The sequence below is a fragment of the Archangium gephyra genome (assembly GCF_049060025.1).
Classification (GTDB): domain Bacteria; phylum Myxococcota; class Myxococcia; order Myxococcales; family Myxococcaceae; genus Archangium; species Archangium gephyra_A.
Genome location: NZ_JBMEQQ010000002.1, coordinates 3,043,934 through 3,060,168 on the forward strand (window position 1 = coordinate 3,043,934; position 16,235 = coordinate 3,060,168).

General features: G+C 67.7%; 10 protein-coding genes. 5 read left to right on the plus strand and 5 right to left on the minus strand.

The features are described from left to right. Positions 1 to 16 precede the first annotated feature (16 nt). A complete protein-coding gene (locus ACN28I_RS12985; RefSeq protein WP_420942354.1) occupies positions 17 to 5,164 on the plus strand; it encodes a hypothetical protein in 5,148 nt (1,715 codons plus the stop codon). A 19-nt stretch (positions 5,165 to 5,183) separates the two neighbouring features. Here the strand turns inward: ACN28I_RS12985 and ACN28I_RS12990 are convergent, their stop codons facing one another. Genes ACN28I_RS12990 through ACN28I_RS13000 form a run of 3 tightly spaced genes read right to left on the minus strand, consistent with a single transcriptional unit; the run spans position 5,184 to position 8,871 of the window. Continuing rightward, positions 5,184 to 6,392 (minus strand): hypothetical protein, encoded by a 1,209-nt coding sequence (locus ACN28I_RS12990; RefSeq protein ID WP_420942355.1) that lies wholly within the window; start codon positions 6,390 to 6,392, stop codon positions 5,184 to 5,186. Positions 6,393 to 6,406: 14 nt separating this feature from the next. Further along, the gene (locus ACN28I_RS12995) at positions 6,407 to 7,654 is read right to left on the minus strand and encodes an adenylate/guanylate cyclase domain-containing protein (protein WP_420942356.1); all 1,248 of its coding nucleotides are present in this window, start codon (positions 7,652 to 7,654) and stop codon (positions 6,407 to 6,409) included. Between the two features lie 23 nt (positions 7,655 to 7,677). After that, positions 7,678 to 8,871 (minus strand): aspartate kinase, encoded by a 1,194-nt coding sequence (locus ACN28I_RS13000; RefSeq protein WP_420942357.1) that lies wholly within the window; start codon positions 8,869 to 8,871, stop codon positions 7,678 to 7,680. A 207-nt stretch (positions 8,872 to 9,078) separates the two neighbouring features. On the opposite strand from ACN28I_RS13000, the gene ACN28I_RS13005 reads away from it, so the two are divergent. Genes ACN28I_RS13005 through ACN28I_RS13020 form a run of 4 tightly spaced genes read left to right on the plus strand, consistent with a single transcriptional unit; the run spans position 9,079 to position 13,745 of the window. Next, entirely contained in the window at positions 9,079 to 9,810 is a 732-nt protein-coding gene (locus ACN28I_RS13005; protein WP_420942358.1) for an ABC transporter ATP-binding protein, read from the plus strand. 38 nt (positions 9,811 to 9,848) lie between these two features. Further along, positions 9,849 to 10,643, plus strand: coding sequence for an ABC transporter permease (locus ACN28I_RS13010; protein ID WP_420942359.1), 795 nt, complete (start codon positions 9,849 to 9,851; stop codon positions 10,641 to 10,643). A gap of 22 nt (positions 10,644 to 10,665) precedes the next feature. After that, positions 10,666 to 12,249, plus strand: a complete 1,584-nt coding sequence (locus tag ACN28I_RS13015) for a GldG family protein (RefSeq protein ID WP_420942360.1) — start codon at positions 10,666 to 10,668, stop codon at positions 12,247 to 12,249. Further along, positions 12,246 to 13,745, plus strand: a complete 1,500-nt coding sequence (locus ACN28I_RS13020; protein WP_420942361.1) for a DUF4340 domain-containing protein — start codon at positions 12,246 to 12,248, stop codon at positions 13,743 to 13,745. Before ACN28I_RS13015 ends, ACN28I_RS13020 begins: the two co-directional genes overlap by 4 nt. Positions 13,746 to 13,786: 41 nt before the next feature. Here the strand turns inward: ACN28I_RS13020 and ACN28I_RS13025 are convergent, their stop codons facing one another. Both ACN28I_RS13025 and ACN28I_RS13030 read right to left on the minus strand, forming a co-directional pair. Next, positions 13,787 to 14,584: a hypothetical protein gene (locus ACN28I_RS13025; protein ID WP_420942362.1), complete on the minus strand. Its 798-nt coding sequence runs from the start codon at positions 14,582 to 14,584 to the stop codon at positions 13,787 to 13,789. A gap of 164 nt (positions 14,585 to 14,748) precedes the next feature. After that, on the minus strand, positions 14,749 to 16,137 hold the full coding sequence (locus ACN28I_RS13030) for a hypothetical protein (protein WP_420942363.1): 1,389 nt from the start codon (positions 16,135 to 16,137) through the stop codon (positions 14,749 to 14,751). Positions 16,138 to 16,235: the final 98 nt, after the last annotated feature.

The following is a 16,235-nucleotide window of genomic DNA, read 5'->3' on the forward strand; positions in this document are numbered from 1 at the left end:
ATCCAAGAGGCAGGACATGGCTCGCGAGATCGCATCCCCCAAGAGTTCGGGGGGTGGTGGATACAACTTCGAGGACGAAGTCAGCGCTTGGTGGATGCTGAACCTGCTGGCGGGGCGCTGTCCCCTGGATACGAGAGCAGGGCCGCCCACGCAGCTCTCGTTCCAGGCCCGTGCCGACGGCTGGCTCCTGGACGATCTGGTCGCCAACTTCGCTCCCCGCGATGGCCCCGTCCGCGCGGCCATCTCCGTGAAGAGCGGGGACGTCCTCAAGGCCAGCCGGGCCCCCCAGGATTTCGTCCGGGACTGCTGGGAGCAGCACCTGAACCCCAGGGAAACCGGCTTCGATGCCTCGCAAGACTACCTAGTCCTCATCACCTCCCGGCTCTCCAAGCGCCACCGGGACACCGTGGATGACGCGCTCCAGAGAGCCCTCCATGAATCCCCGGAACGCCTCGACGAGCGCCTGCGAAAGAAGAGCTGGTGCAGCCAGGAGGTCCGCACCTTCATCGAGAGCTTCGCCTGTCCCCCGGACCTTCCCGGGGCGCATCCCGTTCATGGAAAGAAGGCGGGTGCCCTCCTCAAGGCCGTCCGCTTCCTGGAGTTCGATTTCACCCGGGTGGACGCGGGCAGCAGGGCCGACGCCCTCCGGCTCTGCCGTGAGCTGGTGGAGTCCGGCGGCGAGGAGGACAGTCTCGGACTCTGGGAGGCACTCCTCGCATTCGTGAAGGATCTACGGGCCTCGGCGGGCGAGCTTACCCTTGAGAGACTCCTCGACCGGCTGCGGGGCCGGGTGCGGTTGAAGCATCACCCGAACCACGCTCCGGACTGGGAGCGGATGGAGAAGCTCACCACCCGTTGGCTGGGGGATACGCAGGATACGATTGGAGGCCTCCACCTCCCCCGGCGAAGCGCACTCCAGGGGCTCCACGACGCCCTGAAGACCCACCGCGCCCTCGTCATCCTGGGAGACTCTGGTTGCGGAAAATCCGCCCTGCTCAAGGGCCTGATGACCGCTAGAGGGCTCCCCGGCCCCACCTTCTGCCTCCCCGCGGATGAGGTGGCGCGTCTCGACGAGCGGGCCCACACCCTGGCGCCCTCTCGGCCACTGGAGGAGCTGGTGTCCACCCAGCCTGCGGCATGGGCCCTCCTGGCGCTCGATGGGCTGGAACGGCTCTCACGCCCACAGGACTTCGAGTCCGTCTCCCGCCTCCTGCGAGCACTCCGCCTCCGGGAGGAAGGCGCCCCCTGGCGGCTGCTCCTCCTCTGCCAGCGAGCCGCCTGGGAAGGGCTGCGGGATGAGCTGCAGGCCCGTGGCGTCCCCCTCTCGCCCTCCTTCGTCATCTCCCTCGACCCCTTCGAAGAGGAGGAACTCCGGACACTCAGACAGCGGGTGCCAACCCTCGAACCCATCCTCGCTCGCGCGGACCTGAGACCCCTCACGAGCAACGCCAAGGTGCTGGACCTCCTGGCCCGTGCCGTCGCGGAGGTGCGCCTCCCGGAGGGAGCGGAGTGGAAGGGGGAGTCCAGCCTCATCCGGTGGTATTGGGAGCGCTACCTGCGAGCAGGAGGACGAGGCCTCCAGGCTGCTCGCCTTGTGGAGAAGCTGGCCCAGACGCAGGCCGATGAGCGCCAGTTCGTCACGCCCTTCCCTGATTTGTCGGGAGAAGAAACGAAGCTCGTCCCCGAGCTGGTGCGCCTGGGCGTCCTCTCGGAGAGGGAGGACACCCTCCGCTTCACCCATGATCTCCATGCGGACTACGCCCGCCAGCAATACCTGCTGGGACAGCTCCGGGCCCAGCGCATCGAGGAGATGCTCAAGCGGATTGGCAACCCGCTCTGGCACCGCGCCGTCCGGCTGCTGGGACTGCACCTGCTGGAGCAGCCCGCGCGGGCGGGAGAGCACGGCCTGGAGGAGTGGCGGGAGCTGCTCCAACAGATGGAGACCGAGGAGCCCACTGGCAGCGCCGGCATGGACCTGCTGCTGGAGGCCCTCGTTTTCACCGCGCGGCCTGGCCCGTTCCTCGATGAGATCTTTCCGCCGGTGCTCTCCGAGCACGAGGCCGTGCTGCTGCGGCGCTTCCTGATCCGGTTCTTCTACACCGCGACCGTGCCTCACTCCCATCTCCTGGAGAGTGCCCCCAAGGAACTCCGCAGCGTGCTGACGACGCGGCAGAGAACGCCCATCCCCCGACTTGGGCTGCCCACCCTGGAGTGGCTTGAGCGCCGATGGAAGCAGCTCTACACCCACGCCCCGGATGAGCTCATCCTGATCGCCACGGCTTGGCTCGTGGAGGACGCGAACCTCCGTCCATTGGAGCCCCGCCTTCTCCAGCCACTCAGCGAGCTGGTCCTGAGCATCGCGGAATGGAGCCACGCACAGGGAGACCCTCCACGCGCGGGAGAGAACCGCATGTGGACCTATGCACTCGCCCTGCTGGCGGGCCGCACGGAGCCCGCCCGCGCCACCGCCCTCATCCGGAAGCTGTCGGGACGCCCGGCAGACCGAGAGTCCCTCGCGGCCCAGACCGCCTCCTCTTCCTGGCCCGAAGGACCACAATGGCCCCCGGATGAGGACTTCCGCGCCGCCGTGCTCTCCCATCCCGGAACAGCCTGGCTGAGCTCGCTTGACCTGAATCTAGCGTTGGAGGTCTTCCTCGCGCTGCTCCTGGAGCATCCGCGCAGCCCCAGAGGCAGCAACTGGCTTCACCTCGCCCGCCTTCCGTCACAGGTCGATCTCCTCCACCCCAGGAGGCCAGACAGTCCTCCCTACGACCTTGATCCCGCGTGGTGGCTGCTCAACCGGTACCCGGAACACGGATTGAAGTTCGTGATGGCGTTGGTCGACTTCGCCACCGAACGTTGGAGTGAGGAAGTCGAGGTGGAGCGCGACGAGGAAGCACGCTCAGGGCTCACGCTGAGTACTCAAGGCGAGAGCAGCGTCTACGTTGGCAATCAAAACGTCTTCTCGTGGCACAAAGACAGCTCACAGCCCAAAGTCCTCGCCGCGGCCCTGATGGCATTGGAAGCCTGGCTGTATGAGCAGCTGGAGCAGGAGCAGCTGCCGCCCGACTTCCTGGAGACACTGCTGCACTCGAGTCACTCCGTTGCCATGATCGGTGTGCTCATGGAGATGGCCCTACGGTATCCAGAGCTTCTGGAAGGACCCCTTGAGTCGCTGGTGGAACAACCCGCGCTCTACCAATGGACCTTCAGCCGCGACAGTCTTGCAGCGTTGACGCCACTGCCCTGGGGTGACCAGCCAGAGCTGCGCCCCATCGCGCTCAAATGGCGCCAGTTCCCCCATCGTCCCGTGGACCTCCTGACCGCCGTCACGGAGACCTTCGCACGGAGAGAATGGCAGTGGCCCGCCGTGGATCGGCTGCTCGCGAAGTGGAAGGATTTTCCCACTGCACAAGTGGCTCCGCTCCTGCGCGAGAGACTGCCAGCACAGTTGGACTCCAGGAATTGGAGGACCCAGCGCGCTCCGGATGGCACGACCCACCTCGAGTTCGTTCTTCCTCCAGAGCAACGCCTCCGTGAAGAGCAGCTGACACAGCAGCTCCAAGAGCAGGCCAGAGGTCTCTTCTTCAACTTCCCCATGACGCGGACTGCCTATTTCCACGGCGTCCTCAACGGAACGGAGCCGATGACGGAGGAGCAGATCGAAGGACTTCTCTCATCCACCAGCAGCCTCTCCAGGGAGAATGGGGAGACCACGCTCTTGAAGCGATGTGGTGCCGCCGCGATCGCCATCGTTCGCTTCCCCCGATACCTACGAGAGCATCCAGAGTGGAAGCAGCAGTGCCAGAAGTGGTTGGTCGAGGCGTGCTCGTCCTTGACCTCATCCGTTTTCGATTACGAGACCGATTTCACTGACGTCTTCTTCGATGAGTGGACCAACCTGTGTGCCAGAGGCATCGTCGGCTTGTGGAGCGAAGAGCCAGACGCACCCGACCTGCGCCGGTCCATGGCCAGGTTGGCCGGAGCCCAGTTGAACGAGACCGTCGTGCAGCTGTTCATGGGCGCAGCACATCACCGCACTCGCGTGCCTGAAGACTTCCAGCGGCTCCTCCATCTCGCGCTCTGGTTCTCACGGCTACGTGTCCTCGCACAGGCAAGGCCTATCACGGACGCGTGGAAGCAGGAGGTGGACTCGGTATTCGCGCGCCTTCGGGAGTCCTTCGCCGACAAGAGCCTGCCGCCCCTCCCCGTGGACTGGACAGGGCTCGCCTCGGCTGTACCGGAGGGGTTCACATCCCCCGCTGCGGTTCCAAAGCCAGGGTTCCACATCAACTATCTGCTCGCGGCCTGGAGCTGGCTGTACCCAGAAGCACAGTACCAGGACCTCCCGGATCGCGCCTTCCTCATCGGCGCTGTCGAGAGGTTGCAGCAGCTCATGGTGTCCTCCCTGTATTGGGCTCCAACGGGCGATCTGGAGCAGAGGCCGGACGGGTCCTGGTCTTTTCCACACCAAGGCACCTACCTCCCCGCATTGAGTGTCATCTACACGGTCCACATCGCCGACAGCGCGACCCGGCGCCGCCTCTGGGAGCCCTGGCTGCGTCTGCCCGAGTACCGTGAAGAATGGACCGCTTCCTTCCTGGAATCGCTCTATGGGGAAGGCCTTCCCAAGACGGGAGAAACGCCCTTCTTCCGCGCCACTCTCACCGAAATCCTCGATTTCGCCTCCGTTGGGCAAGCATCCGCGCCCCTGCACCGTGGAAAAACTCTCTGCCTGCTCCTCGGTTGCCAGGACGATGAAGCACTCCAGTGCTACTGGCACGCCAAGCAAGAGTCCCTCGCCACCGCGCTGCGCAAGCAATGGAGCCATTGGGCCGGGAGCGCGATGGCTGAGCCAGAGAGCGCTACGGCCTTTCTGTCATTGCTCCAAACTCCCGCCGCCAGACGCCTCCGGGTCGAGTCGTTGCTCTGGCTCACCCGCTCCACATCCGCCTCGTGTATTCACAGGAAACCCTCCCCCGACACGAAGCAACATGACGCGCTGATCAGCTTGCTGGAGCTCATCTGGAGCGAGCACCGCCCCGAGCTCGAGCGCCATTCCGGCGCACGCCGGACATTCGACTCGCTCCTTAGTGTGCTCGTCGGTCTCCAGAACGGCCGCGCTATCGTCCTCTCGCAGCAACTCGGGAGCGCCCGAGGGTAGCCCACCGGCCGAACGCCCTTCAGACCTCGAAACGCTGTCCGGTCAACTCCACCTTCGAGAGGGTGAGCTGGAAGGGCTCCCCCTGCCCCGCGAGCGCTCCGAGCGCGACGGGCTTCTCGACGAGCACTCCCTCCAGGCCCGAGTCCTCCGCGAGCTTGGAGGCGATGTTGACGGGATTGCCCGCGATCTCCCGCTCCCCGTTGGCCAGTGGGAAGAGGTAGACCTCGCCCCGCGCCAGTCCGGCATGGGCCTTGAAGCCCAGGGCGCGATTCCCCTCGATGATGTCCCGCGCGAACGCGACCGCCTCACGGCCCTCCTCGAAGAGCACGATCGCCAGCGTGCCGTTGGACTTCACGACGTCCGCTCCATGCGACGACGCGATCCGGCGGATCGCGAGGTCGATGAGCGACATGTCCGTGAACGAGTCCAGCAGGAACTCGTGCGGGCGGTGGTCCACCTTCACGAACACCACCGTCCGCTTCTTCCGGTACTCGGGAAACTCCTCCTTCCCGAGCGCCTCCATGGACGTCGAACGCACCCGCTGGAAGAACGCCGCGTCGAAAGGCGTCGGATAGTGCGGGTTGCCGCCCTCCACGGCCTCCACGCGCCCGGAGAAGTCCGTCAGCGACCACAGCTCCCCCTCCGCCTGGAGATCCTCGCGCACCCGGGCCGCGTCGCGCACCGGGCCCGTGAGGCGCTCGACGATCGTCCGCGACAGGACGATCTCTCCTCCCGAGGTCTCGTCCTCCGCGATGGCCTCGATGAAGTCAGCCCCCTCGCCGAAGAGCCCCCCGCCCACCTTGTAGCACTCGCACGCGTGGATGCCGATTCCCACCTGCACCCGCAGGGCCTTGACCCGCTGCTGCACCGCGAGCATCTGCGCCACCACTCGCGCCGGGGCAATCTGCTCCTCGAAGAACATCTGCGAGTTGTCCGCCGCCCAGATGCCGATGGCCTCTCCGCCGATCGCCGTCCCGTAGGCGTGGATCACCTCCTTGGGCTCGGAGACGAGCTTCATCACCTGGGCCAGGGAGTAACGCTGGGTCAGCGTGGACAGTCCCGCCGAGTCCGTGGAGACGAGCGTCCCCCGCTTCCGGAAGGGCGCCAGCAGGTGCTCGTGCCGCGCGGAGGTCTTCTCCTGCCCGTTCCAGCCCAGCACGAGCCCGGCCGGGATGACCCCCGCGATGTCCTGCCTCAGATCCGCCAGGGAGATGTTGTACGTAGCCATCGGGCCGCATTCTATCAGGGCAGCGTGAAGACCCGCACCGCCTCGTCCCTGCCCCGGACGCGCATCGCGGGCAGCTCGCGCAGCGCCGGTGCCTCCAGCCGGGCCACCGTCTCCGCCGAGATGAGCACGGGCACCCCCGCCTCCTTGGTGAGCCCCTCCAGCCGCGCGGCCGTATTCACCGCGTCCCCAATCACCGTGAACTCCAGCCGGACGCCGGGCACGCCGATGTTCCCCGCCACCACCAGGCCCGTGTGCAGGCCCATCCCCATCCGCAGGGGCGCCTGGCCCGCCTGGGCGCGTTCCCGGTTGAGGCGCTCGAGCCCGTCCAGCATGTCTCTCGCGCAGGCCAGCGCCGCCGCCGCGCCGTGGTCCGACCCGGGAGCCTCCGGTGCTCCGAAGCCGAACACCACCAGCGCTCCGTCCCCGATGAACTTGTCGAGCGTCCCCCCGTGCCGCTCCACCTGCTCGAGCAGCGTGGCGTGATACGCGTTGAGCTGGCGCACCACCTCCTCCGGCGAGAGCTTCTCGCTCATCGAGGTGAAGCCCCGCAGGTCCGCCGCCAGCAGCGTCACCGTCACGGAGCGGCCTCCCAGCGCCATGCCCGCGCGCGGATCCTCCAGCACCCGCTCCACCGCGACCTTGGGCAGGTACCGGCGCAACAGGCGCAGCCGGGCGAAGGTATCCAGGTTCTGCCGGGCCCGCGCCCCACTGCTCGCGGCGATGAAGCCGGAGACCACGAGGATGGCCGCCGTGGACACCTGCGCCGGATGGAAGTCGTCCTGCGAGACGCTCACCCCCAGGAACAGCACCGCCGCCACCGCGCTGCTGGCGATGGCGAACCGGCCCGAGTACCGCAGGAAGTTGCTGAGCAGGGTGGCCATCATCAACGACGGCAGGATGTACAGCGTCCAGCGCGGCGTCTCCCCGGACCCATCGAAGCGCGAGAGCACCACGTAGAAGACGGCCATGGAGACGAGATCCACCAACAGGGTGGCCTCGCCCAGCCAGCGCGGCATGCGGCGGTGCGTCCAGGCCAGCACCCCCAGCGAATAGGCGAGGTAGACGCTGGAGACGATGAACGAGAACGCGCTCCCGCCCGCCAGGAAGGGCCAGATGGCGAGCGCGCCGACGGCACCCACGATCCAGACACGGTAGAGCGCGATGCTCCGCTCGGCGGAGGCCCGGCTCTGGGCCAGCGTCTGCTCGATCTCCCGCGCCGTGGTGTCGGCGCCAGGGTCCGTTCCGATCTTCCCATTCAACACGGCGATGGCCTCGGTCTCGTGACTCAGGCTCCGAGGAATTCCCGGTGCAGCCTCGCCGTGAGCGGTTTGAGGTGCTGCTTGTCCACCAACAACGTGAGCTGCAACGGCGACGTGTGCACCGCGTGCACCCTCGCGCCCAGCTCCTCCGCGACCCCGAGCGCCCTCCGCAGGTAGCTCCAGTCCGCGTTCATCCCCGCCCCCACCGCCGTCACCGTCCCTACTTCCTCCCGCGGCGTCACCGCCTCGCCGAAGCGCGCCCCCACGTCCCGCTTCAGCACCTCCAGCCCGTGCACGTCCTGCAACGGCACCGCGATGAACGTCCTCCCCTGCCCCATCAGCCCGTCGAACGCCAGCGCCCTCCCGCGCACCCCTCGCGCGTCCAGGAACTCCAGCAGCTCCGGCAGCTTCACCGCCTCCACCGCCGCCGACAGCACCGCCATCTCCGCCTCCGCCGTCACCCCCTTCACCCGCGTGTCCGCCGGCGCCACCCACTCCTGCACCGCCGTCCCCGTCCCCGCCGTATGCGCCGTGCGCGCCAGGATGACGATGCCCTTCGCCTTCGCGAACTCCACCGCCTGCGCGTTCAGCACCTTCGCCCCCGCGCTCGCCAGCTCCTGCATCTCGTCGTACGAGAGCGTCTCCAGCTTCCTCGCGTCCGGCACCACCCGCGGATCCGCGCTGAACACCCCGTCCACGTCCGAGTAGATTTCACACGACTCCGCGCTCAGCGCCGCCGCCAGCGCCACCGCCGTCGTGTCCGAGCCCCCCCGCCCCAGCGTCGTGACCTCCCGCTTGAACGAGACGCCCTGGTACCCCGCGACGATCACCACCTTGCCCCGCGCCAGCTCGTCCTGGATGCGGTACGGCCTCACCTCCACGATGCGCGCCTGCGAGTGCGTGTCGTTCGTGATGATGCCGCTCTGGCTCCCCGTGAAGCTGATGGCCGGCACCCCCTGCTCCTGCAGCGCCATCGACAGGAGCGCCATCGAGATGCGCTCCCCGCACGTCAGCAGCATGTCCAGCTCGCGCCTCGGCGGATCCGGCGACACCTGCTTGGCCAGCGCCAGCAGCTCGTCCGTCGTGTCCCCCATGGCGGACACCACCACCACCACCTGGTAGCCCCGCTCCCGCGTCTCCTTCACCCGGAGTGCGACCTTGCGGATCTTCTCCACATCGGCGACCGACGAGCCGCCGTACTTCTGAACCACAATCGGCATAAAGCACCCGCTGCTTTGTTCCTAGGGCCCGGTGAAGGTCACAGGTAACCTGCCGGGCGTGTCCGCCCAGACACACTGGAAGTCCCTCATGCACAAGGCTCGCCAGCGCTACCCCGTGTCTCTCCCACGCCTGCCTGCCCGCCTTGACAGTCCGAAACCGGCTCTTATATCGGCCGCCGGTCGAACGCTTCTTTCCGGAGCCTTCCCATGCCCATGATCGAGGTCCAGAACCTCACCAAGCGATACCGGGAGCGGGTCGCGGTGGATTGCCTGAACTTCTCGGTCGCCGAGGGAGAAATCCTCGGGTTCCTCGGGCCCAACGGCGCGGGCAAGTCCACCACCATGAAGATCCTCACCGGGTTCCTGCCCCCCTCCGAGGGCACGGCGAAGGTGGCGGGCTTCGACGTCTTCGAGCAGCCCCTGGAGGTCAAGCGGCGGATCGGCTACCTGCCCGAGACCCCGCCCCTCTACCCGGAGATGACGGTGGCCGGGTACCTGAAGTTCGTGGCCGAGCTCAAGCGGCTGCCCGGCCGCGGCATCCGCGCCGAGCTGGAGCGGGTGGCCGGCCTCACCGGGCTGGCGGACGTGATGGGCCGCGTCATCCAGAACCTCTCCAAGGGCTACAAGCAGCGCGTGGGGATTGCCCAGGCCCTGCTCGGCTCCCCGCCGGTGCTCATCCTCGACGAGCCCACCGAGGGGTTGGATCCCGCCCAGCGCGCCGAGGTGCGCTCCCTCATCAAGGGCCTGGCGGGCAAGCACACCGTCATCCTCTCCACCCACATCCTCCCCGAGGTGACGATGACCTGCGAGAAGGTCCTCATCATCAACCAGGGCCGGGTGGTGGCGTACGATCAGATCCGCAAGCTCGCGAAGGTGCACGGCGGCAAGGCGGAGAACGTCTCGCTGGAGGAGATCTTCATCAAGTTGACCGCGGCCTGAGGCGCGCGAGTCCCCCCGCACACGGTCCTGGAGGCCCCATGCGCACCGCGCTGGCCATCGCCCGCAAAGAGCTGTCCATCTACTTCACCACGCCCTGGGCCTACGCCGTCTTCACGGCGATGCTGGCCATCTCGTCGTTCTTCTTCGTCAACGGCCTCTACGAGTTCCAGCGCGCCCAGGAGATGGCGCGCGCGTACGGCTGGGAGCGCATCCCCCAGGAGTTCCGCAACCTCACCGACGGGGTGATGGTGCCCTTCTGGTCCACGGTGATGATCATCACGCTCTTCGTGGTGCCCTTCCTCTCCATGCGGCTGTTCGCGGAGGAGAAGCGCAACAAGACGTTCGAGCTGCTGATGACGGCGCCGGTGCGGCCGGTGGAGATCGTCCTGGGCAAGTACCTCGGCGGCCTGGGCATCATCACCGCCACCCTGGGGCTCACCATCTTCTTCCCCCTGCTGCTCACCGTCTTCGGCCGGGCCGACTCCGGCAGCGCGCTGGAGTGGAGCACCGTGCTGCTGGGCTACGGCGGGCTGCTGCTCTGGGGTGCCACCTGCATGGCCGTGGGCCTCTTCATCTCCTCCCTGACGGAGAGCCAGATGGTGGCCGCGCTCGTCACCTTCGCGGTGCTGCTGCCGTGGATGCTGCTGCAGGGGCTGGCGCAGGCCACCGAGGAGCCGGTGCGCTCCTTCATCAACTACCTGTCCTTCGGCTCGCAGCTCCAGGGCCTGATGCGCGGCGTGCTGGACTTGAAGGCGATCGTCTTCTTCTTCTCCGTCATCTTCTTCTCGCTGCTGCTCAGCCACCGCACGGTGGAAGCGCAGCGCTGGGCATGACGTGCCCCCCTCGAGTGTGCCCATGAAAGCGGCCAACATCGGCAAGATACTGGGTGGCTTCGGGCTGCTGCTGCTGTTCTCCAGCCCCTTCACCCTCTTCTTCTCCTCGGGCTCCTTCGCCATCGTCGCCACCAAGGTGGTGGCCGGTCTGGTGCTGCTGGGGCTCTACGTCGCCACGAACTTCAAGCAGTTCGGCCAGTTCGCCTCGCGGCGCTCCAGCTTCTTCTTCGGCAGCACCGCGCTCATGCTGCTGCTGACGCTCGGCGCCCTGGTGGCCATCAACTACATCGCCCACAAGAAGAACGTGCGTTGGGATCTGACGGAGCAGAAGATCTTCACGCTCTCGCCCCAAACGCTGCTCACGCTCCAGGGCCTGGACGAGCCGGTGCGCGCCATCGGCTTCATCCCCCCGGATCACCCCGCCTACGAGGCCCTGCAGGCCACCTTCGAGCGCTACCACACGGAGGCGCCGGACAAGTTCGAGTACTCCTTCAAGGATCCGCGCCGCTACCCGGACCTGGCCGAGAAGTACCAGCTCACCGAGGCCCAGACGACGGTGGTGCTCACCCGCGGCGAGGGCTCCAGCGAGTCACACACCTCGCTCAACGTCATCAGCGAGCAGGAACTCACCAACGCCCTCATCAAGCTCACCCAGGTGAGCCAGCAGCGGGTGTACTTCGTGGTGGGCCACGGCGAGTGGCCGTTGGAGCAGCCGGTGCCCATGCCCGGCCAGCGCGGCCGGACGACGAGCCTCTCGGAGATGAAGCAGCAGCTCAACCAGGAGGGCTACAGCACCCGGGAGATCAACCTCGCGGGCGGCACCACGGTGCCCCGGGATGCCGCGCTGGTGGTCGTCGCGGGCGCCAAGGGACGCTTCAGCCCCTCCGAGGTGGACTCCCTGCGCCAGTACCTCGCCGGCGGCGGCCGCATGGTCTACTTCGCCGAGGCCTACGGTGAGCCCGGCCCCGAGATGTCCGGGTTGCTCGCCGAGTACGGCGTGGCCGTCGACAAGGGCGTGGTCGCCGATGCGCAGTTCAACGGCGGCAGCCCCTACGTCGTCCTCTCGCTCTTCTACGGCCAGCACGAGATCTCCCTGCCCCTCAGCCAGCGGCAGCTCAACATCGAGTTCCCCACCGCGCGCCCCCTCACCGTGCTGACCCAAGGGCTGGCCGAGGGCGTGAAGGTGGTGCCGGTCGTCAGCAGCTCGCCCTTCGGCTGGGCGGAGCTGACGCCCGACGAGAAGCCGGCCGCTGGTGAGGGCGAGCGGACCGGCCAGATTCCCCTGGTGACGGCCAGCACGCGCACCACCTCGGGCGCGCAGAACAGGCGCTTCGACGAGGCGCGGCTCGTGGTGGTGGGTGACTCGGAGATCCTCATGGACTCCAACTGGGGCCATGAGGGCAACCGCAACCTGGTGATGAACGCGTTCGGCTGGGCCACCAGCCAGGTGGACAAGGTCACCATCCGCCCGCCGGACCGCGCGGCCTCCACCCTCCAACTGGATGCGGACATGCTCAACCGCATCCGTTTCGTATCCACCGACGTCCTGCCCCTGTCGCTGCTCGGCGTGGGCCTGGCCATCTGGCTCTCGAGGCGCAACAAGTGAACGTCCAACAGAAGAACCTCGTCACGTTGCTCGCCGTGGCCCTGGTGGCCGGCGGGCTCGGTCTCTACGCGTACTTCGGCGTCATGCAGCCGGAGCAGCAGGACGCCCAGCGCAAGCAGGCCGAGGAGAAGGTCTTCGCCGTCCAGTCCCCCGGGGAGCCCGGCACGGACGGAGGGACCTCGCCCGAGCCCGTCTTCACCTGGCTGTCCGTCGACGTGGCCCAGGGCAAGACGGTGATGGAGCTCCAGGACAACACCTGGCGCATCACCTCGCCGGTGTCCGCACTGGCGGACAAGACGGAGGTGAGCACGCTCGTCAGCCAGCTCTCGGCCGCGAAGTTCAAGGCCACGCTGGAGGAGAACCCCACCGACGCCGACATCGAGCGCTACGGGCTGAAGCAGCCCCGCGCCACCATCATGGCCCGGGCCTACGTGCCGGACGCCCAGGGCGGCGGCGCGGACGATCCGGCGCGCCAGCGCTCGATCACCGTCTACCTGGGCCTGGAGAACAACTTCGACGGCTCGGTGTACGTGCGCCGCGAGGGTGACCCGCGCGTCTACACCGCCCAGGGCGGGCTCCGCTTCCTGCTGCTCAAGCACACCAATGAATGGCGAGACCGCGTGGCCTTCCCCGTGGAGGAGCCCTCGCTCCTGCGCATCGAGGTGAAGGCCCGCAAGAACGCCTTCGTGCTGGAGCGCGCCACCACCGAGAAGCCGTGGAAGCTGGCGCAGCCGGTGGAGCTGCGCGCGGCGACCGGGCAGGTGACGCGGATGGTGTCGGCGCTCAACGGGTACCGCGCCATCTCCTTCCCCGAGCCGAAGCACGAGGAGAAGGTGCGTCAGGCCCTGGAGAAGCCCCTGGCGCAGGCGACCTTCGTGCGGAAGATCGGCGGGCCGGTGCGCGTGCGCCTCACCGAGCTGGAGCTGGACGGCGTGAAGCAGACCTTCGCCCTGTCCGAGTGGGACTCGGAGTCCATGCTCTCCCAGGTGGACAGCCTCGCCCTGAATGCGCTGGAGCTCGAGCCCAAGGACTTCAAGGACCGGAAGGTGCTCTCCTTCTCCGTCCGCGACGTGCACCGCATCGTCATCCACCCGGCCGCCCCCGGCGGGGAGACGATCTCCGTCGTGCTGGCCCCCGACACCGGCAAGTGGGAGATGGCGAGCCCCATGGTGGCCAACGCCAGACAGTTCAAGGTGGCCTCGCTGCTCGGCTCGCTGGAGAAGCTCGAGGCGTCGGCCATCGGCGAGTCCAGCCCGAAGAGCTGGAGCAAGTACGGAATCAGCGACACGTCCGGCGGGGTGACGCTGCAGGACGCGCAGGGCCAGGAGGTGGCCCGGCTGAGGCTCGGGACTCCGGTGAAGGGCAACCCGCAGCGCCTGTGGGCCCGCGGCTCGTCCGAGGACGTGCTCGAGGTGGAGAAGTCCACCCTCGAGGCCCTGCCCCTCGCCCTGACGGAGCTCATGGACGGAGCACCGGCCGCGTCCGGCACCCCCTGAGACCATTCCGGGTGGTGGCTGGCGACGCCTTCCACCCGCGCTCAGCGGCGGATGGTGCCGCCGGGCAGCTCGCAGGGATCGCCGGACTGGATCCACCGGCGCTTGAAGGCCTCGAAGGGATCGCCCCTCAAGGGCTGCTGGACGCGCTCTCCCTCCGCCATGGAGTCCACCACCGCCAGCGCGGCCTGCCGGGACTCGCCCAGGGGCAGCGCCTCCAGGTGCTCACGCAGCTCGGCCAGGTGCAGCTCCCGCTGCTGACGAAGCGCCTCGGGATGGCCCGCCAGCTCCTGGCGCAGCTCGGGGAACCAATCCGGGTTGTCGGGACTGGGCGGGAGCGACACGTGCCACAGCACCAGGCTCCGGGCCAGGGCGCGTCCCGTCCGGGCCATCCGCTCCTCCTGCTCCGGCCGCCCGCACAGCCGGGCGAGCCGGACCATGATGTCCGCGAACACCGCTGGCAGGCCCTCGTCGGCGAGGGGGGGGGCCCGGGGCAGCCCCTCGAAGCGAGCCGGCTCCAGGCCGGCCTCACGCAGCTCCGCCTCGGCCTTGCGCAGGCCCGAGCGCACCAGGAACAATGCGACCGGGGCCCGACGGTCCCCCTTCTCCTTCTGGTGGCGCAGCCAGGAGGCGAGCAGCGCCAGGTTCGCCGCCGCCAGGAAGCGCTCCACCGGGGGCGAAGCGCGCCGGACGCCCACCTGTGTCCACCGCTCGGTCCGGCAGGCGTTCGTCTGTGACGGCGCCCCCTCCAGCCCGCAGGCGAGCAGGTTGAAGTAGGCCTGGAGGTAGTTGATCGCCAGGGTGCTCACGGCCCCGGTGAAGCGCCCCTGGCCCTGGCACACGCCACAGAAACTCTCCTGGTGGACCTGATGCGCCTCGGGGTTTCGTTCAGCGAAGAATCGCAGATGGTGGAGCATGGTTCACGATCAAGCAATCCAGGAGCCAGGGGCTTCCTCTCCTGGAGCAGGGGGAGCACAGACGCCATCCAGGTGCGATGACGGGCGGCTCACGGAGAGGGCAGCGGCTGCCAGTTCGGATCGGGCCAGACGAACGGGTTTCCACCGGGACCGGGGTTCGCGTTGCTGAAGTAGTTCTGACAACCCGCGGTGTTCCTGGGCTGGCCCAGGATCGTCCAGAAGCCGGGGCAGACGTCCTGGGAGATGCGCGTGCGGCAGTCCGCCATCGTCCGCGTGCCCGCGCCGGGCTGGGCGTAATAGGCACTCACGAAGTTCCACGCGATGGTCTGGAGCGCCCGGACAGTCTCCGCGTTGGCCTCGGGCGGACCCGCCGCGCCGGCCGGAGAATCCCGGAACACGGACGCGTGGTGGACGGCGGCCAGGTAATACGCGCCCAGGGCCGTCAGGTGCACGTTGTCGCTGAAGATCATGTTCAGCTTCTGCTCCGTGGTGCCGCTGATCCCCGGGACCTGGTTCGCGAGGACGCGTTCCACCAGGTCGACCAGGGCGGCGCCACCTGGGAGCGTCACCACGCGATCACCTCGCCCCGCGTCCTGCAACGTGAGGTTCACCTTCGAGGACACGCACTCCCATGCGGCCAGTGCGTTCTTCTCGTAGTTGATCCACCGGGCCGGGTTGGCTTTATCAATATCCAGCCACGTATGATAAAAATAGGTGATGCCCTCGGGGTTACCGGCAATCAGACGGTCATGGTAGTGGCGCAGGTAGCCAATCGTATTCTCCCACTCGATGGTTCCCAGGATGTCGTGCCGTTCGGTGATGAGCAGGGTGTCGTATTGGTCTCCCGGGCCCAGCGTCCGCGGCGACAGCAATTCCTGAACCACGTTCATGCCATATCCCTCACGGTTCTTGCCCTGGCGGTACCCTTCCCAACCCGTGTTGCCCCAGGTGCGCACCCGGAGCGGTGAACCGATGCTGTTCTGCTGGTTCCAGAGGATGTCCTTGCCCAGGCTCCTGGCGATGCTGTCGACGTAGTCGGGCATCGGGTTGTCGAGCAGGCTGTGGCCCGAGAAGAAGATCCGGGCTCGCGCATGAGGGGGACCGGCATCGGGGAACCCGGCGTCAGGTGTCCCCGAATCCGGAAGCCCCGCGTCTTGCGACCCCGCGTCACCGTGGCCGGCATCAGGGCCGTCCGTCTCCCCCGCATCCGGGGTGCCTGCATCCGAAGCGGGGTTGCCGGTCTGCTCCACACAGGCCAGACCCAATGTGGCGGCCAACAAGAGACGAGGCCACAGACGTGATGCGTACATGAACGAGCTCCCTTCCCCAGCCGAGCCGGGCGGATTCCTTCTGGAACCGCGGAGCATGACGCTGTTGCCGGCGTTGTCACCCCGATTCGAGAACTTCGACAGGTGGATGCCGAAGCCGTGCGGCACATCACGGTCCAGCGCTTCATGTCCTTTCGAATTGATGGACAAGGCACCGGCGCGGCGCTCGGTCCTGCTCGCTCCGGCAGCGGCCCTCCTCGACGCCTTTGCACCAGCCCGATCCCTCAACAAGGCGCCTATTCCGCCTA

Coding starts and splice junctions, on each gene's coding strand:
- ACN28I_RS12985 (WP_420942354.1), top strand. CDS start 17: ATGGCTCGCGAGATCGCATCCCCCAAGAGTTCGGGGGGTGGTGGATAC.
- ACN28I_RS12990 (WP_420942355.1), bottom strand. CDS start 6,392: ATGGCTACGTACAACATCTCCCTGGCGGATCTGAGGCAGGACATCGCG.
- ACN28I_RS13000 (WP_420942357.1), bottom strand. CDS start 8,871: ATGCCGATTGTGGTTCAGAAGTACGGCGGCTCGTCGGTCGCCGATGTG.
- ACN28I_RS13005 (WP_420942358.1), top strand. CDS start 9,079: ATGCCCATGATCGAGGTCCAGAACCTCACCAAGCGATACCGGGAGCGG.
- ACN28I_RS13010 (WP_420942359.1), top strand. CDS start 9,849: ATGCGCACCGCGCTGGCCATCGCCCGCAAAGAGCTGTCCATCTACTTC.
- ACN28I_RS13015 (WP_420942360.1), top strand. CDS start 10,666: ATGAAAGCGGCCAACATCGGCAAGATACTGGGTGGCTTCGGGCTGCTG.